Consider the following 20,444-nt stretch of genomic DNA (forward strand, 5'->3'; position numbering starts at 1 on the left):
AGGGCGCCGGGTTCCGCGCCCGGCGCGTGGCCGGCGGGGGTTCGGCGTGCGGTCAGCGGGACCAGTGCGGGTCGCGTCCGGTGAACGCGAGGAGCCGCTCCGCGCGGCTCGCCCCCTCCGGGACGACCACGGGCGGCGCGTACTTCCCGAACGAGTCGCGGACGAAGTCGACGAGCTTCGACGCGATGTCCTCCAGACCCTCAGCCATCTCCTCGGTCAGGGGCAGGTCCTGCCCGGTGGCCCTGGCGATGTCCCAGGCGTGGAGGCCGGCGTCGAGGGCCGCGGCGGCGGCACCCGTCCCGGCCGGCATCGGCCCCATCGGGGTGGCCACGCTCTCGGAGCCCCTCCCCGACTCCCACGCCACGGCGGCCGCCTCCAGCACCCCCGCCAGTTCCGCGATCGGGTCGTCCGCCACCGCGTCCACGGGCTCGAACGGGTCGCTCGGCGGCGTGACACCCGTGATCTGCATGACCAGCGCCTGCTGGTCCAGGCGCGCGTGGTTCAGCACCTGGCGCACCGTCCACTCCGTACACGGCGTCGCGTCCCCCCACGCCCCGGCGGGGACGCCACGCGCGGCGGCGAGCAGGTAGTCGTGTGCCTCCGCGAGCAGTTTGAAACCGTCGACGGTCATCCGTCGGCCCTCCCGTTGGTTTCGAGACCGGAAGCGCCACCATAGAGCGGCGTCGCCGCGGGAGTCCGTCCTTTCGCCTGCCCGGGGCCCGGGGCTCGGAGCCCCGGGGATCAGGACATCGGCACCACGAGGTGCGCCCGGTCGCGGCCGCGGGCCACCAGGCGGGCGTTGGCCTCGTCCGAGTCGTGGACCCAGCGTTCGGCGTGGGCCCGGTCCTTGCCGAAGCGGACATGGCGTGCGACGAGCCGGGGGACGCGGCGCCGGTCGTCCAGGTCGAGGTACCAGACCTCGTCGAGGAGGGGCAGGACCCCGGCCCAGCCGCCCTCGTCGTGCAGCAGGTAGTTGCCCTCGGTGACGACGAGCGGCACCTCGGGTCCGACGGGTATCGCCCCGGCGATCGGCTCCTCCAGGGAACGGTCGAACGCGGGCGCGTAGACGGTGGTGCCGGGGGCCGGGGTCCGCAGCCGGGCGAGGAGCGCGGTGTATCCGGCGGCGTCGAAGGTGTCGGGGGCGCCCTTCCGCTCCGCCCGGCCGAGGCGTTCCAGTTCGGCCCGGGCGAGGTGGAAGCCGTCCATGGGGACGAGGGCGGCGAGCCCGCCGAGCCGGGCGACGAGCCGCGCGGCGAGGGTGGACTTCCCGGCGCCGGGCGCGCCGGCCAGCCCCAGGATGCGGCGGGGCGGGCGGCCGTCCCCGGGGCGCTCGGCGAGGGCCTCCGCCCGGGCGGCGAGGCGGTCGAACTGCTGCGCGTCCATGCGGGGCATTCTCGCACCGCCGCGGCCGGCACGGCCCGCTCCGTCCGCGGCCCCGTCCCCCCGTCCCGACCCTCCCCCGGCCCTCCTTCGGACCCTCGTTCGCACCCTGCTATCGACAAGGGTCGCGCCGGGAACGACACGGGTCGACGCGGATAGATTCCTGCCGCTTGCCCGTATTACGTTGGGGTAATGCCGTCCATCGCACTTGTGACCCTCGTTGTCCGTGACTACGACGAGGCCATCGCCTTCTACACCGACGCCCTCGGATTCGACCTGGTCGAGGACACCGACCGGGGCGGCGGCAACCGCTGGGTCGTGGTCCGCCCGCCCGGCGCGGCCGGGGTCGGCGGCCTCGGGAACGTGGGCCTGCTCCTGGCCCGCGCCAAGAACGACGCCGAGGAGGCCTCCGTCGGCAACCAGACGGGTGGCCGGGTCGGCTTCTTCCTCCACACCGACGACTTCGCCCGCGACCACACGCGGATGTCGGAGGCGGGGGTGAAGTTCCTGGAGGAGCCGCGCCACGAGCCGTACGGCTCGGTCGCCGTCTTCGAGGACCTCTACGGCAACCGCTGGGACCTGCTCCAGCCGGCGGACCCGGCCGCGTAGCGCCCCGGACGCCGGGAGCGCTTCCGCCCCGGGCGGGACGCGGCACCTCGGCATCGCCGGGTACGGCCGTGCACCCGGGCGTCGGACCCGCCGTCTCCCGGGGTTCCGCCTACCCCGTGCCCAGGGGCGGGCCGACCCCACAGGACGGCGGCGGCTGCAGGCTGGGCCTGAGGGCGTCGAGGACGGACGCCATGAAGGGCGGGCTCACGGCCCGGATGCCGAGAAGCCAGGTGTGGTAGATCGGCCCGTAGACGAGCTCGACGGCGAGTTCGAGGTCGAGGTCCTCGCGGATCTGGCCCGCGTCGCGGGCCTTGGCCAGGCGTGCGACGCACTCGTCGATGGCGCCTCGCAGGATGCGGCGCACCCCTTCGGCGGCGACGTCCTCGGTCTGCGCGGCGGCGATCAGACCGCGCCAGATCGCCCCGAGCTCCGTCTCGAACAGGCGCGTCACATTGGCGGTCTGGGTGGCCAGGTCGGCCATGATGTCACCGGTGTCGGGGTAGCCGCCGTCGGCGCTGCGCCGGACCTCCACGACTTCCAGGAGGATCGCCGCCTTCGAGGGCCACCATCGGTAGATCGTCGTCTTGGCGACGCCCGCCCGGGCCGCGATCGCCTCGATCGTGGTCGCCGCGAGTCCGCGCTCGGCACAGAGGTCGAAGGCGGCTTCGAGGATCGCCTGCCGGGCCTTCTCGCTGCGGCGGGACGGGGCCGTGGACATGCGTCCGACCCTACCCCAAGACCCAACGCTACGAAGCGTTTTGACAGTCAAGTGGATCACTGGCACCTTGATCAACAGCGGAAACGCTCCGTGTCGTATCGCTTTGATTGACCCGGGGGAACTGCCCGCAACCAGCCCTGGAAGACCAGTGGTTCATGACGACTCAGGGCAAGTGCGGGCATGGGTCGGCCCTGTGGGCCGAAGACCAAGAAGGAACTGAAGATGATTCGCAAGGCAATGTCGGCGCTCATAGCGCTCATGACCATGGTCGGCGTGAGCTTCCTCGCCGCGAGCCCGGCTTCGGCCGCCGGCGAGACCAAGCTGTGGAACATGGGCAACTGCGCCACCCCCGAGGGCAACAGCACCGCCAACGGCGCCGTCGTCACCGTGTGGGACTGCACCGGCAGCCCGCTGCAGCGGTGGCACTGGAACGGCATGTTCCTCGTCCACGACGTGAGCGGTAAGTGTCTGACGCCGCGCGGCAACGCCTCGGGCACCAACGGCGCCGTCCTGACCCTGTGGACCTGTGACTTCAACTCGCTGAACAGCCCGCAGCGGTTCGACGAGGACTTCGACCAGTACTCCGACCGCATCCGGACCCTCAACGGCACGAAGTGCATCACCAACAAGGGCAACTCGCTGGCCAACGGCACCTGGCTGACCCTGTGGACCTGCAACCCCACGTGGAACTACGCGCAGGTGTGGCAGATCTCCCAGTAATTCCGTAGTCCCGCTCACGCGCACTACGCACGACGGCCCGCCGATGAGATCGGCGGGCCGTTTCCTTTTCGTGTCACCCGGAGGCGACAACTCAGCCCAGGAGCGGGAGGAGCCGTCCCACCGCCTCCACGACCGGCTGGCCGACGGCGCCGACGGCGGCGGCGATCTGCGCGACGGAGGCCAGGACGAGGCCGCGCTGCCGCAGGGCCGCCCGGTCGGGGATGAGTTCGGGCAGGGCCTCGTCGACGGTCTGTGCCTGCTCCGGGCCGAGGTGGGGCCGCAGGTCCTGAAGGAGGCGGGTGAGCTCCTCGACGGCGGCGCGGAGCCGGTCGTCCGGTGTGCCGCCGACGGTGCCGTAGTTGATGCCGACGTTGCCCTGGCCGTCGTTCATGTGGACCACGGGCCCGTAGTTGTTCGTCGTGTCGTCGCTCACAGGTTGATCCCCCTGTTGTTCCGGCCGCCGTTCATGTGGACGACAGGGCCGAAGTTGTTCGTGTGGTTGTACTGCTGCACGACCGCGGTGAACTCGGCCTCCGGGTTGTCGATGGCGTGCGCGATCCGTCCGGCGATGTCCAGCAGTTCGTTCACGGTCGGCAGGGTCACGACCACCGTGGAGCCGCCGGCCGTTTCCACGACCAGCACAGGCGTCGGCGACTGGAACAGCTCCTTGAGGAGGAACAGGAACAGGGCGATCCCGACGACGAGGAGAACGGGGTTGCCCTCGATCTCGCCGTCGCTCGCGTAGTTGATCGCGGCGTAGATCAGGGCGGCGACGAGGAGCCACCTCAGGAAGCGGACGAAGGCCGCACCCCGGTCGGCCTTGATCATGAAGGCCTCGACGCGGGTGATGTTGTGCAGCGGGAGGGCCGCGGAGCCCACCCACAGGATCCGGCGACTCACCTTGAGGACCAGGGTGCCGTCCCGGCGGGGCACCTGCGGTGCGGGCGATGCCGGCGGCACCGAAGACGCCCATGGCCGCTCGGACGGTGTCGGTGGCACCGAAGGCGCCCGCGGCGGCTCGGGCGGCGGCGGTCCTGCGGGTCCCGTGGCGTCCATGTGTTCCCCCCGATGTCCGGTCGGTCGCTTCCACCCCGCGCGCGGGGTCACCATTAAGCGCCCGAAGAGGGTCGTGAGGCAGGAGAGAAACAGCCAACTCGCCTTTCTGGCCGGTACTTTGCCCTACATCCCTTCTTGTGCCGGTGCGGGCACGGCCGACGTGCCGTACGCCAAAACCGCTGTCCCCCGGGCCGCCCCACTCCCTACACTCACGTCACGGCGCGCCGACCGGTGTGCCGTCCGACGTCCGACCGAGGGGAGACGACCGTGCGTTGCCACAACGCCGTCGCCGCGTCGTCCCCCCGTGCCCGGTACGACGTGATCCTCGCCTCTCCCTCCGGCCGGTGGCGGCTGCGCGCCCGCCATCGCCGACCCGTGACGCTTCCGCCGTCCCTCTGACGGCCCTCGTACGGGACATCGCGCTGCCCTGTCTCCACGCAGCAGCGAAAGGCACGACACCGTGCGTACTCACCTCACCGACCGCGTCCGCAACCTCGGCATCCTCGCCCACGTCGACGCCGGCAAGACCACCGTCACCGAGCGGTTCCTGTACCTCACCGGAGCCACCCACAAGCGCGGCGAGGTCCACGACGGCACCACCGTCACCGACTTCGACCCGCAGGAGCGGGACCGGGGCATCACGATCTTCGCCGCGGCCGTCAGCTGCGACTGGGCCGGGCACCGGATCAACCTGATCGACACCCCGGGGCACGTCGACTTCTCCGACGAGGTCGAACGCTCCCTGCGCGTCCTCGACGGCGCCGTCGCCGTCTTCGACGCCGTCGCGGGCGTCGAGCCGCAGAGCGAGACGGTGTGGCGCCAGGCCGACCGGCACGGCGTCCCGCGCATCGCGTTCGTCAACAAGCTGGACCGCGCGGGCGCGGAGCTCGACACCGCCGTGGAGTCGATCCGTACGCGTCTCGGCACCGTCCCGCTGCCCGTCCAGCTCCCCATCGGGCGCGAGGACGGCTTCACGGGCCTCGTGGACCTGGTCGGGATGCGGGCGTACGTATGGGCCGACGGGGCCGACACGTACACCGACCGGCCGGTCCCCGACGACCTCCTGGAGGAGGCCCGGCACCGCAGGCGACGCCTGGAGGAATCGGTGGCGGAGCTCCACCCGGGTGCCCTGGAGGAGTTCTGCGGCGAGGGCGCGCTCTCGGCGGAGACCCTCACGGGCGCGCTCCGCGACCTCACCCTCACCGGCGAGGCCGTGGTCGTGCTCTGCGGTTCGGCGTACCGCAACCGGGGTGTCGAGCCGCTGCTCGACGCGGTCGTCTCGTACCTCCCGGCGCCGTCGGACATGCCTCCGGTCCGCGGGGAGGTCCCGGCGGACCCGGAGGCGCCGTTCACCGCCCTCGCGTTCAAGGTGAGCGCGACCGCCACCGGCCGCATGACGTACGTCCGCGTCTACGCGGGCACGATCGGAAAGGGGGACACCGTGCTCGACGCCGTCAGCGGCCGCACCGAACGGATCGCCCGCATCCTGCGGGTGCAGGCCGACCGGGCGACCGAGGTCGACGTGGCGCGCGCCGGGGACATCGTCGCCGTCGTGGGCCCGAAGGGCGTCCGCGCGGGGGCGACCCTGTGCGCCCCGGGCGCGCCGATCGTCCTCGAACCGCCGACGACCGCCGACCCCGTGGTCTCGGTCGCCGTCGAGGCGCGCCGGAGCACGGACACCGGTCGGCTGGCGACGGCCCTCGCCCGGCTCTCCGAGGAGGACCCGTCGCTCGTCGTGCGGTCGGACCCGGAGACGGGCCAGACCGTCCTGTCGGGCCTGGGCGAACTGCACCTGGAGGTCGCGGTGGAGAAGCTGCGGCGCGACCGGGGCCTTGAGGTCACGGTGGGCCGTCCGCAGGTCGCGTACCGGGAGACGGTGGCGAAGGGCGTCACCGGCCTGCTGTACCGCCATGTCAAACAGGACGGCGGCGCGGGCCAGTTCGCCCATGTCGTCATCGACGTCGCACCGCTCGACGAGGGAGAGGAGTTCGCGTTCACGTCGGCCGTCACGGGCGGCCGGGTCCCGCAGGAGTACGTCCGCGCGGTCGAGGCCGGCTGCCGGGACGCCCTCGTCGAGGGCCCGCTCGGCGGCCACCCGGTGACGGGTGTCCGGGTCACGCTCACGGACGGCGCGACGCATCCGAAGGACTCCTCGGAGATGGCGTTCCGCACGGCGGGCAGGTTCGCGCTGCGCGAGGCGCTCCGCGCGAGTGCCATGACGCTCCTGGAGCCGGTGACCGACGTGACGGTCACCGCCCCCGCGGAGTCCGTCGGTTCGGTCCTCGGCGACCTCGCGGCCCGCCGCGGCCGGGTGACGGACCAGACGACCCGCTCCGGTACGGCGGTGGTGGAGGCGACGGTGCCGCTGGCCGAACTCTTCGGCTACGCGTCCCGCCTGCGCGGCCGCACCCAGGGCCGGGGCACCTTCACGACCCGCCCGGCGGGCTATGCCCCGGCGCCACGGGGGCAGGTCGACTGAGGGAAGGGTGTCCGGTCCGTGGCGACCCCACGGACCGGACACCCGCTCAGGCGCCGCTCTTCGTCGCCCCGGCCCCGGGCATCGGAGCGTGGACGCCCTCCGCGCGCCGCTGCCGCCTCAGGTGGACCGTCGACCACACGAGCAACAGCGCGAAGAACACGGCACCGGCACCGAACAGGACGGCGCCCACGGCCGCCCCACCGCCACCGACATCGTCCTGAGCGGCGACCACCTGCGGATCGTCCTCCCTGAACCGGACGGTCAGACGATCACCGGCCTCGTCGTCCCCGTGACCGCTCCCCACCGGAAGGTTCGCCACCACGGTCCGCCCCTCGGCCTCGAACCTGACCTCGCATCCCCCGAGGAAGCATCCCGAGCCGGCCGCGACCATCGTCGCCTCGGCCTGTCGGCCGTCCTGGAGGGAGCGCAGGTGCTGGGCCGCCGGAAGCATCACGAGCCCCGACAGAGCCGCCAGCAGCAGTGTGATCACCAGCCCGAACACGACCGCCGCGCGTGGTCCCAGAAATCCCTTGACCGCATTCGTCTCGGCGTCCAAGTCGTCCACCCCCTACGCCTGTTCCTTCCCGATCAAGGTACGTCAGGGGCCGAGGTCGAGGTCGGCTCGTACGGTCTTCCCGACCGGTACGCGGTCGAGCACCGACCACTGGGAGGCGAGCGCCTCGACGAGGAGCAGACCGCGGCCGCCCTCGTCGAGGGGGCCCGTGGCGACGGAGGCCGGGCGGCGCTCGCCCCGGGTGTCGGACACGTCGACCCTCAGCCGCACACCGGGCGTGTACGTGAGCGCCAGCTCGAAGTCCCGCCCGGGGACACGGCCGTGGGTGACGGCGTTGGCGGCGAGCTCGGCGACGAGCAGCCCGACAGAGTCGGAGACTTCGGAGCCGTACGGGATGCCCCAGCGGTCGAGCTGATGCAGAGCGAGACGCCGGGCGAGCCGGGCGCCGCGCGGGGTCGAGCTGAAGCGCTGGGTGAACATACGTACGGTGACGGGGGCTTGGCGGGCCGTGGGGGTGGTCATGGGGCCAATGTGGCGTCGGCCGGACGGAGTTGCCAGCTCAGGAACCCGTACGCTGCACAGCGTACGGGTTCACGCTCTGGACTGTACCGGTGACTACCAGTGAACCTGGATGCGTTCGGCGCGAGCACACAGGTACGGGAGGTGGCGGGGTGACGGACGGGGTCCCGAAGGGAACCGAACCGGAGACGTCGGAGAGCCTGAAGGCTTTCGGGGAAGTGGTCAAGGCCTTCCGCAGACGGGCGGGGCTGACGCAGGAACAGTTCGCACCGCCGGTGGGCTACTCGGTCCCCATGATCGCCTCGATCGAGCAGGGCCGACGTCTGCCCTCGAAGGAGTTCGTGGACCGGGCGGAGGAGGTGCTGGACGCGTTCGGCGTCATCAGGGCGGCGGCGAAGCACCTGACGCGCAAGGCGGGCCTCGCGAAGTGGTTCGAGGGGTGGGCGGAGCTGGAGCCGCTGGCGGTGACGCTGTACATCTTCGAGAACCGGCTGGTGCCAGGCCTGCTACAGACACCCTCGTATGCCAGGACGCTCTTCGAGGAACAGATCCCGGCGATGAGCGATGACAAGATCGCGTCGAACCTGGTCACGCGCGTGGAGCGGGCGAGCATCCTCACCGAGCGCCCGGAGACGATCTACAGCTTCATCATCGAGGAGCACGCACTGCGCCGTCAGGTGGCCGCCCGGGAGGTTATGGACGCACAGCTCGACCACATCATCGAACTCAGCAAGCGACGCAACATCGACGTCCAGATCATGCCGCAGTCGCGTGGGTACCACGCAGGTCTCGGAGGCCCCCTGTGCCTCCTGGAGACCGAGGAGAACGCCTGGTACGCGTACAGCGAGGGCCAGGGCACCGGCCAGCTCATCTCCGACCCCAAAGTGGTCAGCATCCTCCAGCAGCGGTATGCCAGGATGCGGACACAGGCTCTGTCTGTAGAGGCGACCGTGGGCCTGATGCGGGAGATCCGAGGAGCACTATGAGCACCACTGAACTGGCCTGGTTCAAGAGCAGCTACAGCAGCGGTGACGGCGACAACTGCGTCGAAGTCGCCGCCTGCCCCTCCACCGTCCACGTCCGCGACTCCAAGAACCCCACCGGCCCTCAGCTCGCCCTGGACCCCGCCGCCTGGACGGAGTTCCTCTCCCGGCTGGCCTGACGGGGTCCCGCCCCCAAGCGCCCCGCGTCGTAATCCGGTTGCTCCGGAGCCGTGGTGGGGCTGGACTGTGGCGGGACTTCACGGGCCGTGGCGTCCCTTCATCCAGGGAGGCAGCGGCAGCAATGGAGATCCGTCACACGACCGAGCAGGACCGAGAGGTCTTCGTCGACACGATCCACGCCGCGTTCGCGATGCACCCGCCGACCCCGGCGGAGGACGGTGGCGGGGTGTTCTGGGCGGCGTACGAGATGGACCGGAATCTGCTGGCGACGGCGGAGGACGGGAGGGCCGTCGGGACGGCGGGGGCGTACTCCTTCGAGCTGACGCTGCCGGGTGGGGCGATCGTGCCGGCCTCCGGGGTGACGGCCGTCGGTGTCCTGCCGTCGCACCGTCGGCGTGGGGCGCTGACCGCGCTGATGCGGGAGCAGTTGACCTCGTTCCGGGAGCGCGGGGAGTGTCTGGCGGTGCTGCTGGCCGCCGAGGCGGTGATCTACCGCAGGTTCGGTTACGGGCCGGCGACGTACACGGCTCGGTTGACGGTTCCTCGGCACCGGGGCGCGCTGGCGGCTCCCCGGGCGCGAGGCGCGGCCGGGGCGGCGGCGTCCGGTTCGGTCGAGGTGGTGCGGCGGTCGCGGTGCGTCGAGGCCCTTGAGGAGGTCTACGACCGGTACCGGCGGGCGCAGCCGGGGGCGGTGTCGCGGCCGCACCGCTGGTGGGCGTTGCGGGCGGGTCAGCCGCCGGTCGCCGAGGCGCCGCGGTACATCGCGCTTCACCGGGACGCCGAAGGGGTCGCGGACGGGTACGCCAGCTACGCGGTCGACTCGGGGGTCATGACCGTCGACGAGATCATCACCGCCGACGACGCGGTGTACACGGCGCTGGTGCGGTTCCTGATCGGGCACGACCTGGTCGAGCGGGTCGTACTGAAGCACGTGCCGACCGACCACCCGCTGCGCTGGCAGCTGGAGGACTTCCGGGGCGGCGAGGTGACCGGTGACACCGACGGGCTGTGGGTGCGACTGCTGGACGTCCCGCGCGCGCTGACGTCCCGGGGCTGGTTCGCGGACGGGGAGCTGGTCCTCGACGTGGACGACCCGTTCCTCGGCGAGCGCGACCGGTGGCTGCTGACCGTCCGGGACGGGAAGGCGGAGTGCGTCGCGACGGACCGGGAGCCCGATCTGTCGCTGGACGTCAGCGACTTGGGGGCGATCTATCTGGGCGGCACGGAGCCGAGCCGGCTGGTGCGCGCCGGGCACGTCCTGGCGCACCGCCCGGAGGCGGCGGCGGTCGCCGACACGCTCTTCCGTGCCGATCGTCCGCCGCACTGCCTTCACTGGTTCTGACGCCCGCCCGTGGGGGTGCCCGCGGCGGGTGCCCGGTCGTCCTGGACGGTCCCCGTCCCGCCCGCGTGTGCCAGGATGCGTGTACCTGCCCGCCATCCGCACCGGTGCGGCAGGTGCCGTACGAGACGAGGAGCGACACCATGAGCACCACACCCGGCGGTTACCTCTCCGGGCTCTTCTCCCTGGAAGGGCGTACGGCCCTGGTCACGGGCGGCAGCTCCGGCATCGGCCGGGCCATCACCGGTGCGCTGGCCCGGGCCGGGGCGCGGGTGGTGATCGTGGCCCGCAAGGAGGCCGAACTCGTCGCGACGGCCGGGGAGCTGACGGCCGACGGCTGTGAGGTGGCCTGGGTGAGTGCCGACCTGTCCACCCGTGACGGGATCAAGGCAGGGGCGGAGGAGGCCGCGGCCGTCTTCGGCGAGCCCGACATCCTGGTCAACTCGGCCGGCATCAACCTCCGTCCGCCCTTCGGCGAGCTGGACGACGACGTCTGGGACACCACGATGACGGTGAATCTGGAGGCGCCGTTCCTCCTCGGCCGGCGCTTCGGCCCCGGGATGGCCGAGCGCGGCTTCGGCAGGATCATCCACATCACCTCCCAGCAGGCGCACCGCGCCTTCGTGCAGAGCGGTGCGTACGGGGTGTCCAAGGGCGCGCTGGAGTCGCTGGCCCGTTCGCAGGCGGAGGCCTGGTCCCCGTACGGCGTCACGGCCAACACCCTGGTGCCCGGCTTCGTGATGACCCCGCTGAACCAGCGCCTGTCGTCCGACCCGGAGAAGGTGGCCGCGCTGGCCGCCCGCACGATGACCGGCCGCAACGGCCTCGCCGAGGACTTCGCGGGTGCGGCGGTCTTCCTGGCGAGCACTTCCTCGGCGTACGTCACGGGGCAGTCGCTCTTCGTGGACGGCGGCTTCTCCGTCCACTGAGCGCGGTACCGGCGGGCCGCACCCGCCGCCGCGCGTCAGACGTAGAAGTCCTCCGCGTCCCGCATCGGACACCGGTAGAGGCCCATCATCGCCTCGTGCCTGCCGGTGCCCAGGTAGTAGTCGCCGGTGTGGTGCATGCAGAAGAACCGGCCCCGCTCGTCGACGACGTACACCTCGCCGTCCGTGGAGTCCCAGCCGATCGGGAAGAGTCGCACTTCCAGTCGGCGGCTCAGCTCCGCCATGTCCTCGAAGAGATTGCACCAGTCGGGAACGGGCGTGAGGTCGATGTAGTCGTCGCGCCGGACGTCGTGCATCACGCGGAGTCCGGCGTGCTCGGTGAGGAAGTCGGTCGCCGCGGGGAACGGCTCGACCGGGAACCCGCGCTTCCGGCTCTCCTCGACGGCCTCCGCCACGAACGCCGATGCCTGCTCGGCGGCGTTCCGGCCGGGATACCAGCCGTACTCGGCGAACCAGGCGTCGACGTCCGCCGGGGTGCGGAGAAAGGGCATCAGAACTCCTGGCCGAGGATCGTGCCACGCACCGGCGGCGGCGCGGCCGCCGGACCGGGGGTCGTCTCAGACAAAGAAGTCCTCCGCGTCCCGCATGGGGGCGTGGGCGAAACCGATCATCGCCCCGTACTTGTCGGCACCCATGAAGTAGGCGCCGGTGTGGTGCACGAGGAAGAACCTGCCCCGCTCGTCGATGAGCACGGGCGAGCTCTCGGAGCCGTCGAGGCCGACCGGGAAGAGCCGGACGCCGAGTGCGCCGCTCAGTTCGGCGACCTCCGCCGGGGCGGACCGGAAGCCGAGGTGGGGGGTGAGGTAGAGGTGGTCCTCCCGCGCGGCGTCGATGGTGAGACGCAGTCCGCCGTGCTCGGCGAGGAAGGCGGTCGCGGCCTCGAAGGGCTCCACCGGGAACCCCGCCTCCCGGTACTGCCCGGTGATCTCGTCCACCATCGCCGGCACGGTGCCGGTCACGTCCCGCCCCGGGAACCATCCGTGGTCCCGGAACCAGGCGTCGACGTCCTCCGGGGTGTTCACGTGCGGCATGCGTGCTCCTTGTCCGGCGTACGCGGTGACACCGGCCGTGTCCGTGGCTGTCGCGCGGGAGGGTTCCCGGTACAGCGCGACGGCGGCAGGGGAACCTTCCCCTGCCGCCGTCGCTCCTCGGGTCAGCCCTCGCCGGGCTCCAGCCGCAGCGAGATCGAGTTGATGCAGTACCGCTGGTCCGTCGGAGTCGGGTAGCCCTCCCCCTCGAAGACATGGCCCAGGTGGGAGCCGCAGCGGGAGCAGCGGACCTCGGTGCGGACCATGCCGTGGGAGGTGTCCGAGATCAGCTCGACGGCGGAGCTGTCCTTCGGGTCGAAGAAGGACGGCCAGCCGCAGTGCGACTCGAACTTCTCGTTCGACGTGAACAGCTCCGCGCCACAGGCCCGGCAGGAGTACACGCCCTTGGTCGTGGTGTCGGTGTACTCACCCCGGAACGCGGGCTCGGTGCCCGCCTGGCGCAGCACCTGGTACTCCGCCGGGGTCAGCTCCGCACGCCACTGCTCGTCCGGCTTCTCGACGTCGTACGCCATGAGCTCGCTCCCTCTGCTGCTGGGGGAAGGACTGCTTCCCGCTACTTCGACAGGTGATCCAGGATCAGCGGGCCGAGGTCCGTGACGTCGCCCGCGCCCATGGTGAGAACGAGATCGCCGGGGCCCGCCATTCCTGCCACGACCTGCGGCACCGTCGCCTTGTCGTGGACGGGCGTCACGTCGGCGCCCGCCCGCCGCGCGGCGGCGATGATCAGCTCGCTGGTGATGCCGGGGATCGGGTCCTCGCGGGCCGGGTAGATGTCGAGGACGACCGACGCGTCGGCGAGGGCCAGCGCGTCGCCCATCTCCTTGCCCAGCTCCTGGGTGCGGGAGAAGAGGTGGGGCTGGAAGACGACGAGGAGGCGGGAGGCTCCGGCGGCGCCGCGCATGGCCTCCAGGTCGGCGGTCATCTCGGTGGGGTGGTGCGCGTACGAGTCGATGACCTGGACGCCCTTGGCCTCGCCCTTGAGCTGGAGGCGGCGGCCGACACCGGTGTAGGCGGTGAGGGCCTGGGCGAGCTCGGCCGGGTCGATGCCGACACGGGCGCCGGCGGCGAGGGCCGCGGCGGCGTTGTGGGCGTAGTGACGGCCGGGGACGGAGACGGTGAAGGTGTACTCGGTGCCGTCGAGGGCGACCGACACCTCGCTCTTCATCCCGTTCGGGACGATCTTCAGGATGTGGGCGTCGGAGCCCTCGGTCTCGCCGACCGTGACGATGTTCAGACCCTCGCGGTCCGCGACCCGGCGGGCCAGCTCGCGGGCGCCCGCGTGCTCGCCGACGACCAGGGTGCCGCCGGGGCGGATCTTGGCGGTGAAGGCCTCGAAGGACTCGTAGATCTCGTCCATGGAGGCGTAGTTCGCGTGGTGGTCCAGCTCGACGTTGAGGACGATCGCGACCTCGGGGTCGTACTTCTGGAAGCTGCGGTCGCTCTCGTCGGCCTCGGCGACGAAGACCTCGCCCGCGCCGTGCAGCGCGTTGGTGCCGGGGCCCGCGAGGTCGCCGCCGATGGCGTACGAGGGGTCGAGACCGAGCTCGGTGAGGGCGACGGCCAGCATGGAGGTGGTCGTCGTCTTGCCGTGCGTGCCGGCGACGGCGATCGCGCGCAGGCCGTCCATCAGGGAGGCGAGCGCGTCGGACCGGTGGACGACGGGGATGCCGAGCTCGGCGGCGCGGGCCAGCTCGGGGTTGTCGGCGCGGATGGCGCTGGAGACGACGACGGCGGAGGCGTCGTCGGCGAGGTGCTCGGCGGCGTGGCCGATGTGCACGGTGGCGCCGAGGGCGCGCAGCGACTGGGCGGTCGCGGACTCCTTGGCGTCACTGCCGGCGACCTTGGCGCCGCGCTGGGCGAGGATCTTCGCGATGCCCGACATTCCGGCACCGCCGATGCCGATGAAGTGCGGCCGTTCCATGGCGGCAGGGATGGCGGGTGCCATGCGGATCTCTCCCCGGGGTGCGTCGTGCGTGGAAGCCCCCAGCCTAGTGGCTCCCGCCGGATGGACCCGGCGGGAGCCACCGGGGGGCGGGTCGTGTGTGCGTGGGTCCCGTGCGGGTGCCGGGTCCGCGCCCCCTGCACGGGGCGCGGACCCGGTCGACCGCCTACTCGGCCGCTTCCTCGCTGTGGGCGAAGAGCTTGAGGACGGGGACGCCCACCTTGTGGCGGGCCCGGGAGGCCCAGTCCCGGTGGAAGAACTCCTCCACGTAGTGCGGGGCGGTGAGCACGATCACCTCGTCCGCCGCCGACTCGTCGACCACCGCCTTCATCTTGTTGAGCGGGTGGTCCTCGACGACCTGGCCGACCGCTTCGCAGCCGGCGTCTCTCAGGGCCCGGAGCGAGTGCTCCAGGGCCAGCTCGGCCGGACCGCGGGCCTCCTTGCCCTCGGGTTCGTCGCCCTCCCGGGCGGCTTCCTTCAGTTCGCCCATGGCGACGTCGTCGATGGCACGCAGCAGTAGATCGGCCTGGTCACCACGCGGCTGCATCAGAACGATGAAGGACACGCCCTCGTCGCCGTGCAGCGTGGTGACGAATTCCACGTCGACGGACGTCAGGGGCTTCTCGATCATCAGAACGCTTGTGAACACCTCAGGAGCCCTTCTGCGGAAACCATCCTTCCCCGTGCCCGCACGGGGTCTGCGAAGTAAGTGTGCCCAGCGGACGCTAAGCGGAACGACAAATTCCGCTGATTGTCAGATCCGAAGGTAGCGGGTGAAGAGGAAGCCGTCCTGCTCCAGCACGGAAGCCACCGCGAAGCGTGTCGGGACGGCCACCGAAGGGCCTCCGGCGATCCGCTGGGCGCTCCCCGCCGTCATCGTCGGCGAGACCGTGAGACACAGCTCGTCGAGGGCCTCCGCCGCCACGAACTGGCCGAGCAGCCGGGGACCGCCCTCGGTCAGCTGGCGCCGGAGCCCGCGCTCCGCCAGCGCCGCCTTCGCACGGGCCGGCTCCACTCCGGCGCCGTCGCCCGCCGTCAGCACCTCGGCGCCCGCCGCGCGGGCGGCCCGCACCCGGTCCGGGGGCGCGGCGGCCCCCGTGAGGATCAGGGTCGGCACCAGCGGCTCGGTGAAGAGCGGAAGGGAGAAGTCGAGGTTCAGCGAGGCGCTGACCACGGCGATCACGGGGGCGGGGCCCTGTCCCGCGGCGGCGCGGCGGGCGGCGAAGGCCTCACGCGCGCGGGCGGGGCGGTATCCCTCCAGGCGTACCGTTTCCGCACCGACGACGACCACATCGGCGAGACCCCGCAGGGTGCCGAAGATCCGCATGTCCGCGTCGGAGGAGAGCGGCTGGGAGCGCCCGTCGTGCTGACCCGCCCCGTCGAGCGAGGAGACCATGTTGGCCCGCAGCCACGCGCCCTCCCCGGCGGGAAGGGCGGGGTACGCGTAGGCGTCGGCCAGCTCGTCGAGGGACCACTCGCGACCGGAGGCGGAGGACCCGGGGCCGGATGCGGCGGCCGACGCGGCGGCGGCCGGTCCGGCGGAAGCCCGTCCCCCGGCGCCCGGCCCGGCGGCGGCCGGTCCGGCGGAAGCCCGTCCCCCGGCGCCCGGCCCGGCGGCGGCCGGTCCGGCGGCGGTCCCGCCCTCGGTCTCGGCAGCTGTCATGTCCGTCACAGGGAGCAGTCGTCGCATCCTGTGAGTCTGACATGGCGCTTACAGTGGGGAACTGTGTCGACCCGTGCCCTCACCGAAGCCGCTTCCGCCCCCGCGGCCCCGCTCTCGCTCTGCTCCCGAGAGCCCCACGTCCCCGCCGACCGCCTCGTCGCGGAGATGGTGCCGCCGCCGCGCTTCGACTCCGTACGGTTCGACACGTACCTCCCGGACCCGAACCAGCCCAGCCAGACGGACGCCGTCAAGGCACTGAGCACCTTCGCCGAGGGCCTGGGCGGAGCCCATGCCTCCGGCGCCGGGAAGCGCCGCTGGTTCGCCCGGAAGCCGGCCGCCCCCACCGGGCCGCGCGGGGTCTATCTGGACGGCGGCTACGGCGTCGGCAAGACCCACCTGCTGGCCTCGCTCTGGCACGCCACCCCCGCCGAGCCCGCCCTGAAGGCCTTCGGCACCTTCGTCGAGCTGACCAATCTGGTCGGCGCGCTCGGCTTCCAGCAGACGGTGAAGACCCTCGGCGAGCACCGGCTCCTCTGCATCGACGAGTTCGAGCTCGACGACCCGGGCGACACCGTCCTCGTCTCCAGCCTGCTCGGCAAGCTGGTCGAATCGGGCGTGGCGCTCGCCGCCACCTCCAACACCCTCCCCGGCAAGCTCGGCGAGGGCCGCTTCGCCGCCGTCGACTTCCTCCGCGAGATCCAGGGCCTCTCCGCCCACTTCCGGCCGCTGCGGATCGACGGGGAGGACTACCGCCACCGCGGTCTCCCCGAGGCCCCGGCCCCCTACTCCGACCAGGTCGTCACGGAGACCGCGTACGCGACGGCGGGTGCCTCCCTCGACGACTTCCCGCATCTGCTCGAACACCTGGCCAAGGTCCACCCGAGCCGGTACGGCGCCCTCACCGACGACCTCGCCGCCGTCTGCCTCACCGACGTCCAGCCCGTCCCCGACCAGTCGACCGCGCTCCGGCTCGTCGTCCTCGCCGACCGGCTGTACGACCGTGAGATACCCGTGCTCGCCTCCGGACTCCCCTTCGACCGGCTCTTCAGCGACGAGATGCTGAACGGCGGGTACCGCAAGAAGTACTTCCGGGCGATCTCCCGGCTCACCGCACTCGCCCGCGACGCCAAGGGGCTTGTGGCGCAGTAGGTTGGAGGCCGTACCCGATCGAAAGGGATCCACCATGGCCACCGTGCGTCACGCCCACACCGTCTGGCAGGGCGACCTCCTCAAGGGTTCCGGCGTCGTCTCGCTCGACTCCTCGGGCCTCGGCTCGTACGACGTCTCCTGGCCGGCCCGCTCCGAGGAGCCCAACGGGAAGACGAGCCCCGAGGAGCTCATCGCGGCCGCGCACTCCTCCTGCTACTCCATGGCGTTCTCGCACGCCCTGGCCGGCGCCGGCCACGCGCCGACCCGCCTGGAGACCAAGGCCGACGTCACCTTCCAGCCGGGTGAGGGCATCACCGGAATCCACCTCACCGTGCGCGGCGAGGTCCCGGGTGTGGACGCGGACAAGTTCCAGGAGCTCGCCGAGGACGCCAAGAAGAACTGCCCGGTCAGCCAGGCGCTCACGGGCACGAAGATCACCCTCACGGCCGAGCTCATCGGTTCCTGACCCCGAGTCAGAACACGCGCCACATGAGGCAGTTGTGGCCCGCATGGTTCACGTGTCACCACAGTGCGTGGTACACACATGCGGGTCACGCGTCACACACCTACCTGTCCGCCAACAGGAGTTGTTGCCTCATGTCCTCCGCGACACGACGTCAGATCCTGTCCCGTACCGGCGCCACCGCCGCCGGGATCGCCTTCACCGGCGCCCTCTCCGAACTCTTCGCCGGCACCGCGGGCGCCGCGCCCGGCGGCCACACGGGACGGGCCGGCTACGGCCCTCTCGTCCCCGACCCCGCCGGACTCCTCGACCTCCCGGCCGGCTTCCGCTACAAGGTCCTCTCCCGGCAGGGCGATCCGCTCCGCTCCGGTGAGGGCCCGGTGCCCAGCAACCACGACGGCATGGCCGCCTTCGCCGGCCGCCGGGGCCGGGTGCACCTCGTCCGCAACCACGAGAACCGGGTCAGCGGGAAGATCGGCGTCCCGACCGTGCCCGGCCTGACGTACGACCCGGCCGCCAAGGGCGGCTGTACGGCCCTGGAACTCGACGGCCGGAACAACGTCCTCGGCGAGCGGGTCGCCATCGCCGGCACGGCCGTCAACTGCGCCGGCGGGCCCACTCCCTGGCGTACCTGGCTGACCTGCGAGGAGACCGAGGACAAGGCCGGGACGAACGGCTACACCAAGGACCACGGCTTCATCTTCGAGGTCGACGGGGCCGACCCGCACCGCACCGGAGCCGTCCCGCTCACCGCGATGGGCCGGTTCCAGCACGAGGCGATCGCCGTCGACCCGGCGAGCGGGATCGTCTACGAGACGGAGGACGCCTTCGAACAACCCTTCGGGCTCTTCTACCGCTTCCTCCCCCGCAAGCCGCTCGGCGGCACCGGCTCGCTGCGCGCGGGCGGCGACCTGGAGGCCATGCGGGTGCCGGGCGTGCCCGACCTCTCCGTCGTCCAGGAGACCGGCGCCCGGTTCGAGGGCGTCGAGTGGGTCCCCGTACCCGATCCGCAGGCGGCCGGGACGCCGATCCGGCACCAGGACTTCGGCCCCCGGGGCATCACGCACGCCCAGAAGCTGGAGGGCTGCTACTGGGGTGGCCGGGCCGTGTACTTCGTGTCGTCCTTCGCGCGCGTGACGGACGGCTCGGGCGGCACCCACTTCGGCCAGGTCTGGAAGTACGAGCCGCACCGGCGCCGGCTCACCCTGGTCGTCGTCTTCGGCCCGGACACCGACATCCGGCTCCCGGGCGAGTCGCCCGACAACATCTGCCTGGCGCCGACCGGAGGCCTGATGGTCAGCGAGGACGGCAACGGGGCGCAGCACGTCTTCGGGGTGAGCGAGAAGGGCGAGGTGTACGCGGTCGCCCGGGGCGCGCAGAACATCGGCACCCCCGAGAACCCGGAGTGGGGCGAGTTCGCGGGCGTCACCTTCTCGCCCGACCGGGGAACCATGTACGTCAACTGCTACACACCGGGGACGACGTTCGCGGTGACGGGTCCGTGGTGCTGAGCTGACCCTCCCCCGGTCGCCCGCACTCGCGGGCGACCGGGTTCCGTCGCAGGATCGGGAAGGACGAGCGGCGCGGCGGAAGGGGTACGAGGTGGCGAAGAAGGACGGGGAGAAGGACGGAAAGAGGGGCGGCGGGAAGGACCGGGCGAAGGACGGCGGGAAGAAGTCCGCGCGCCGGAGGTCCCGGGAGAAGTCCCCGGCACTGCGGGACGTGCTCCGCGTCCCCGGGGGCCGGCGGATCGACCTCACCGCGTACGACGCCTCGGCGGTCCCGGCCGGCCCCGCCGACAAGGCGGCCGGACTGGCCGCCACCGCCGCCCTCGCGCCCCGCCTCGCGGACCTCCAGGAACGCCTGTACGCGGCGAGCACGGCCGGTGACCGCCGGCGGATCCTGCTGGTCCTCCAGGGCATGGACACCAGCGGCAAGGGCGGCACGGTCAAGCACGTCATCGGTCTCTTCAATCCGTCCGGCTGCCGTATCCGCGCCTTCAAGGCGCCGACCCCCGAGGAACAGAGCCACCCCTTCCTGTGGCGGATCATGCAGGCGCTCCCCCGGCCGGGCGAGATCGGCATCTTCGACCGCTCGCACTACGAGGACGTCCTCATCGCCCGCGTACGGGAACTGGTCCCGCGCTCGCAGCTCGACCCCCGCTACGGCCAGATCAACCGCTTCGAGCAGTCCCTCGCCGAGGACGGCGTGACGATCGTCAAGGTCTTCCTCCACATCTCGTACGAGGAGCAGCGCGGCCGTCTCCTGGAGCGCCTGGACAACCCGGAGAAGCACTGGAAGTTCAACGTGGGCGACATCGAGGAACGGGCGCTGTGGCCGGCGTACCGGGAGGCGTACGAGATCGCCCTGGAGGCGCTGGACCCGGCCTACCCGCCGGGGGACTTCGACGTGGACGAGTGCCGGCGGCGGCTGCTGGCCACCTGAGCGGGCCGCCGCCCACGCGATGGTGCGTCAGCTCACCGCGTGGACGCGGGTGCTGCCGCTGTGGAGTCGCGAGCGTTTGACACTTTGATCGGATAACTTCCGATCGTGAACAATTCTGTACGAAACTTGGCGGCGCTCGGTCTTCTGGGTGCCGTCCTCGTCGGCTGCGGCCGGGAAGCCGTCGAGACCTCACCGGCGAAGGAGCCCGCCTCCACCCGCAGCGCCTCGCCCGGTGCGAGCACGTCGCCCGGTGCCGGCGCGTCCCCCGGCGCGGGCGCCGCGGCCGGGC

General features: G+C 72.0%; 24 protein-coding genes and 1 pseudogene. 12 read left to right on the plus strand and 13 right to left on the minus strand.

What is annotated here, in order from left to right; translation table 11 throughout:
* Nucleotides 1–52 precede the first annotated feature (52 nt).
* Nucleotides 53–631, minus strand: a complete 579-nt coding sequence (locus IE311_RS27830; RefSeq protein WP_189834581.1) for a TIGR03086 family metal-binding protein — start codon at nucleotides 629–631, stop codon at nucleotides 53–55.
* A 110-nt stretch (nucleotides 632–741) separates the two neighbouring features.
* Complete coding sequence (locus IE311_RS27835) at nucleotides 742–1,392, minus strand: nucleoside/nucleotide kinase family protein (protein WP_189834582.1); 651 nt, start codon at nucleotides 1,390–1,392, stop codon at nucleotides 742–744.
* Between the two features lie 180 nt (nucleotides 1,393–1,572).
* Between IE311_RS27835 and IE311_RS27840 the strand changes: the two genes are divergently transcribed.
* Nucleotides 1,573–1,989: a VOC family protein gene (locus tag IE311_RS27840; RefSeq protein WP_189834583.1), complete on the plus strand. Its 417-nt coding sequence runs from the start codon at nucleotides 1,573–1,575 to the stop codon at nucleotides 1,987–1,989.
* A gap of 109 nt (nucleotides 1,990–2,098) precedes the next feature.
* Here the strand turns inward: IE311_RS27840 and IE311_RS27845 are convergent, their stop codons facing one another.
* Nucleotides 2,099–2,707 (minus strand): TetR/AcrR family transcriptional regulator, encoded by a 609-nt coding sequence (locus IE311_RS27845; RefSeq protein WP_189834584.1) that lies wholly within the window; start codon nucleotides 2,705–2,707, stop codon nucleotides 2,099–2,101.
* 222 nt (nucleotides 2,708–2,929) lie between these two features.
* Here IE311_RS27845 and IE311_RS27850 point away from each other — a divergent pair, with 222 nt between their 5' ends.
* Nucleotides 2,930–3,427, plus strand: a complete 498-nt coding sequence (locus IE311_RS27850) for an RICIN domain-containing protein (RefSeq protein WP_189834585.1) — start codon at nucleotides 2,930–2,932, stop codon at nucleotides 3,425–3,427.
* A gap of 91 nt (nucleotides 3,428–3,518) precedes the next feature.
* Here IE311_RS27850 and IE311_RS27855 read toward each other — a convergent pair whose 3' ends face one another.
* Together IE311_RS27855 and IE311_RS27860 are read right to left on the minus strand one after the other, a co-directional pair.
* Nucleotides 3,519–3,860 (minus strand): hypothetical protein, encoded by a 342-nt coding sequence (locus IE311_RS27855; protein ID WP_229902207.1) that lies wholly within the window; start codon nucleotides 3,858–3,860, stop codon nucleotides 3,519–3,521.
* Entirely contained in the window at nucleotides 3,857–4,387 is a 531-nt protein-coding gene (locus tag IE311_RS27860; protein ID WP_229902208.1) for a DUF6232 family protein, read from the minus strand. The genes IE311_RS27855 and IE311_RS27860 overlap by 4 nt, the downstream gene beginning before the upstream one ends.
* Nucleotides 4,388–4,943: 556 nt before the next feature.
* Between IE311_RS27860 and fusA the strand changes: the two genes are divergently transcribed.
* On the plus strand, nucleotides 4,944–6,962 hold the full coding sequence (fusA, locus tag IE311_RS27865; protein WP_189834586.1) for an elongation factor G: 2,019 nt from the start codon (nucleotides 4,944–4,946) through the stop codon (nucleotides 6,960–6,962).
* Nucleotides 6,963–7,008: 46 nt separating this feature from the next.
* Here fusA and IE311_RS27870 read toward each other — a convergent pair whose 3' ends face one another.
* A complete protein-coding gene (locus IE311_RS27870; protein ID WP_229902209.1) occupies nucleotides 7,009–7,527 on the minus strand; it encodes a DUF3592 domain-containing protein in 519 nt (172 codons plus the stop codon).
* A gap of 33 nt (nucleotides 7,528–7,560) precedes the next feature.
* On the minus strand, nucleotides 7,561–7,998 hold the full coding sequence (locus IE311_RS27875) for an ATP-binding protein (protein WP_189834587.1): 438 nt from the start codon (nucleotides 7,996–7,998) through the stop codon (nucleotides 7,561–7,563).
* Nucleotides 7,999–8,147: 149 nt separating this feature from the next.
* On the opposite strand from IE311_RS27875, the gene IE311_RS27880 reads away from it, so the two are divergent.
* The 4 genes from IE311_RS27880 (at nucleotide 8,148) to IE311_RS27895 (ending at nucleotide 11,426) form a co-directional block, all read left to right on the plus strand.
* Nucleotides 8,148–8,981, plus strand: coding sequence for a helix-turn-helix domain-containing protein (locus tag IE311_RS27880; protein WP_189834588.1), 834 nt, complete (start codon nucleotides 8,148–8,150; stop codon nucleotides 8,979–8,981).
* A complete protein-coding gene (locus tag IE311_RS27885; protein WP_189834589.1) occupies nucleotides 8,978–9,157 on the plus strand; it encodes a DUF397 domain-containing protein in 180 nt (59 codons plus the stop codon). The genes IE311_RS27880 and IE311_RS27885 overlap by 4 nt, the downstream gene beginning before the upstream one ends.
* 122 nt (nucleotides 9,158–9,279) lie before the next feature.
* A complete protein-coding gene (locus tag IE311_RS27890) occupies nucleotides 9,280–10,500 on the plus strand; it encodes a GNAT family N-acetyltransferase (RefSeq protein WP_189834590.1) in 1,221 nt (406 codons plus the stop codon).
* 140 nt (nucleotides 10,501–10,640) lie between these two features.
* Entirely contained in the window at nucleotides 10,641–11,426 is a 786-nt protein-coding gene (locus tag IE311_RS27895) for an SDR family NAD(P)-dependent oxidoreductase (protein ID WP_189834591.1), read from the plus strand.
* A gap of 35 nt (nucleotides 11,427–11,461) precedes the next feature.
* On the opposite strand, the gene IE311_RS27900 is transcribed toward IE311_RS27895, so the two are convergent.
* The 6 genes from IE311_RS27900 to IE311_RS27925 form a co-directional block, all read right to left on the minus strand.
* Entirely contained in the window at nucleotides 11,462–11,935 is a 474-nt protein-coding gene (locus tag IE311_RS27900) for an SUKH-3 domain-containing protein (protein WP_189834592.1), read from the minus strand.
* 66 nt (nucleotides 11,936–12,001) lie between these two features.
* Nucleotides 12,002–12,475, minus strand: a complete 474-nt coding sequence (locus tag IE311_RS27905; protein WP_189834593.1) for an SUKH-3 domain-containing protein — start codon at nucleotides 12,473–12,475, stop codon at nucleotides 12,002–12,004.
* 122 nt (nucleotides 12,476–12,597) lie between these two features.
* Nucleotides 12,598–13,005 carry a peptide-methionine (R)-S-oxide reductase MsrB gene (gene msrB / locus IE311_RS27910; RefSeq protein WP_189834594.1) on the minus strand — a complete coding sequence of 136 codons (408 nt, stop codon included), beginning with the start codon at nucleotides 13,003–13,005 and terminating at the stop codon, nucleotides 12,598–12,600.
* Between the two features lie 41 nt (nucleotides 13,006–13,046).
* A complete protein-coding gene (murC, locus tag IE311_RS27915) occupies nucleotides 13,047–14,438 on the minus strand; it encodes a UDP-N-acetylmuramate--L-alanine ligase (RefSeq protein ID WP_189834595.1) in 1,392 nt (463 codons plus the stop codon).
* Nucleotides 14,439–14,601: 163 nt separating this feature from the next.
* On the minus strand, nucleotides 14,602–15,084 hold the full coding sequence (locus IE311_RS27920; protein WP_189834596.1) for an indole-3-glycerol phosphate synthase: 483 nt from the start codon (nucleotides 15,082–15,084) through the stop codon (nucleotides 14,602–14,604).
* Nucleotides 15,085–15,189: 105 nt separating this feature from the next.
* Nucleotides 15,190–16,125, minus strand: coding sequence for a pyrimidine reductase family protein (locus IE311_RS27925; protein WP_229902210.1), 936 nt, complete (start codon nucleotides 16,123–16,125; stop codon nucleotides 15,190–15,192).
* A 36-nt stretch (nucleotides 16,126–16,161) separates the two neighbouring features.
* Between IE311_RS27925 and zapE the strand changes: the two genes are divergently transcribed.
* From zapE to IE311_RS27950, 5 genes and pseudogenes are all read left to right on the plus strand, one after another.
* Nucleotides 16,162–17,247: a cell division protein ZapE gene (gene zapE, locus IE311_RS27930; protein WP_189834597.1), complete on the plus strand. Its 1,086-nt coding sequence runs from the start codon at nucleotides 16,162–16,164 to the stop codon at nucleotides 17,245–17,247.
* A gap of 34 nt (nucleotides 17,248–17,281) precedes the next feature.
* Entirely contained in the window at nucleotides 17,282–17,713 is a 432-nt protein-coding gene (locus IE311_RS27935) for an OsmC family protein (protein WP_189834598.1), read from the plus strand.
* A 131-nt stretch (nucleotides 17,714–17,844) separates the two neighbouring features.
* The gene (locus tag IE311_RS27940; RefSeq protein ID WP_189834599.1) at nucleotides 17,845–19,221 is read left to right on the plus strand and encodes an alkaline phosphatase PhoX; all 1,377 of its coding nucleotides are present in this window, start codon (nucleotides 17,845–17,847) and stop codon (nucleotides 19,219–19,221) included.
* A 91-nt stretch (nucleotides 19,222–19,312) separates the two neighbouring features.
* Complete coding sequence (locus tag IE311_RS27945) at nucleotides 19,313–20,155, plus strand: PPK2 family polyphosphate kinase (RefSeq protein WP_189834600.1); 843 nt, start codon at nucleotides 19,313–19,315, stop codon at nucleotides 20,153–20,155.
* A 105-nt stretch (nucleotides 20,156–20,260) separates the two neighbouring features.
* Nucleotides 20,261–20,444: pseudogene (locus tag IE311_RS27950) on the plus strand (hypothetical protein); the annotation flags it as partial.

Origin of the sequence: Streptomyces zaomyceticus (assembly GCF_014656215.1) — a bacterium.
Classification (GTDB): domain Bacteria; phylum Actinomycetota; class Actinomycetes; order Streptomycetales; family Streptomycetaceae; genus Streptomyces; species Streptomyces zaomyceticus.

Coding starts and splice junctions, on each gene's coding strand:
- IE311_RS27830 (WP_189834581.1), bottom strand. CDS start 631: ATGACCGTCGACGGTTTCAAACTGCTCGCGGAGGCACACGACTACCTG.
- IE311_RS27835 (WP_189834582.1), bottom strand. CDS start 1,392: ATGCCCCGCATGGACGCGCAGCAGTTCGACCGCCTCGCCGCCCGGGCG.
- IE311_RS27840 (WP_189834583.1), top strand. CDS start 1,573: ATGCCGTCCATCGCACTTGTGACCCTCGTTGTCCGTGACTACGACGAG.
- IE311_RS27845 (WP_189834584.1), bottom strand. CDS start 2,707: ATGTCCACGGCCCCGTCCCGCCGCAGCGAGAAGGCCCGGCAGGCGATC.
- IE311_RS27850 (WP_189834585.1), top strand. CDS start 2,930: ATGATTCGCAAGGCAATGTCGGCGCTCATAGCGCTCATGACCATGGTC.
- IE311_RS27875 (WP_189834587.1), bottom strand. CDS start 7,998: ATGACCACCCCCACGGCCCGCCAAGCCCCCGTCACCGTACGTATGTTC.
- IE311_RS27885 (WP_189834589.1), top strand. CDS start 8,978: ATGAGCACCACTGAACTGGCCTGGTTCAAGAGCAGCTACAGCAGCGGT.
- IE311_RS27890 (WP_189834590.1), top strand. CDS start 9,280: ATGGAGATCCGTCACACGACCGAGCAGGACCGAGAGGTCTTCGTCGAC.
- IE311_RS27895 (WP_189834591.1), top strand. CDS start 10,641: ATGAGCACCACACCCGGCGGTTACCTCTCCGGGCTCTTCTCCCTGGAA.
- IE311_RS27900 (WP_189834592.1), bottom strand. CDS start 11,935: ATGCCCTTTCTCCGCACCCCGGCGGACGTCGACGCCTGGTTCGCCGAG.
- IE311_RS27905 (WP_189834593.1), bottom strand. CDS start 12,475: ATGCCGCACGTGAACACCCCGGAGGACGTCGACGCCTGGTTCCGGGAC.
- msrB (WP_189834594.1), bottom strand. CDS start 13,005: ATGGCGTACGACGTCGAGAAGCCGGACGAGCAGTGGCGTGCGGAGCTG.
- murC (WP_189834595.1), bottom strand. CDS start 14,438: ATGGCACCCGCCATCCCTGCCGCCATGGAACGGCCGCACTTCATCGGC.
- IE311_RS27925 (WP_229902210.1), bottom strand. CDS start 16,125: ATGCGACGACTGCTCCCTGTGACGGACATGACAGCTGCCGAGACCGAG.
- IE311_RS27935 (WP_189834598.1), top strand. CDS start 17,282: ATGGCCACCGTGCGTCACGCCCACACCGTCTGGCAGGGCGACCTCCTC.
- IE311_RS27940 (WP_189834599.1), top strand. CDS start 17,845: ATGTCCTCCGCGACACGACGTCAGATCCTGTCCCGTACCGGCGCCACC.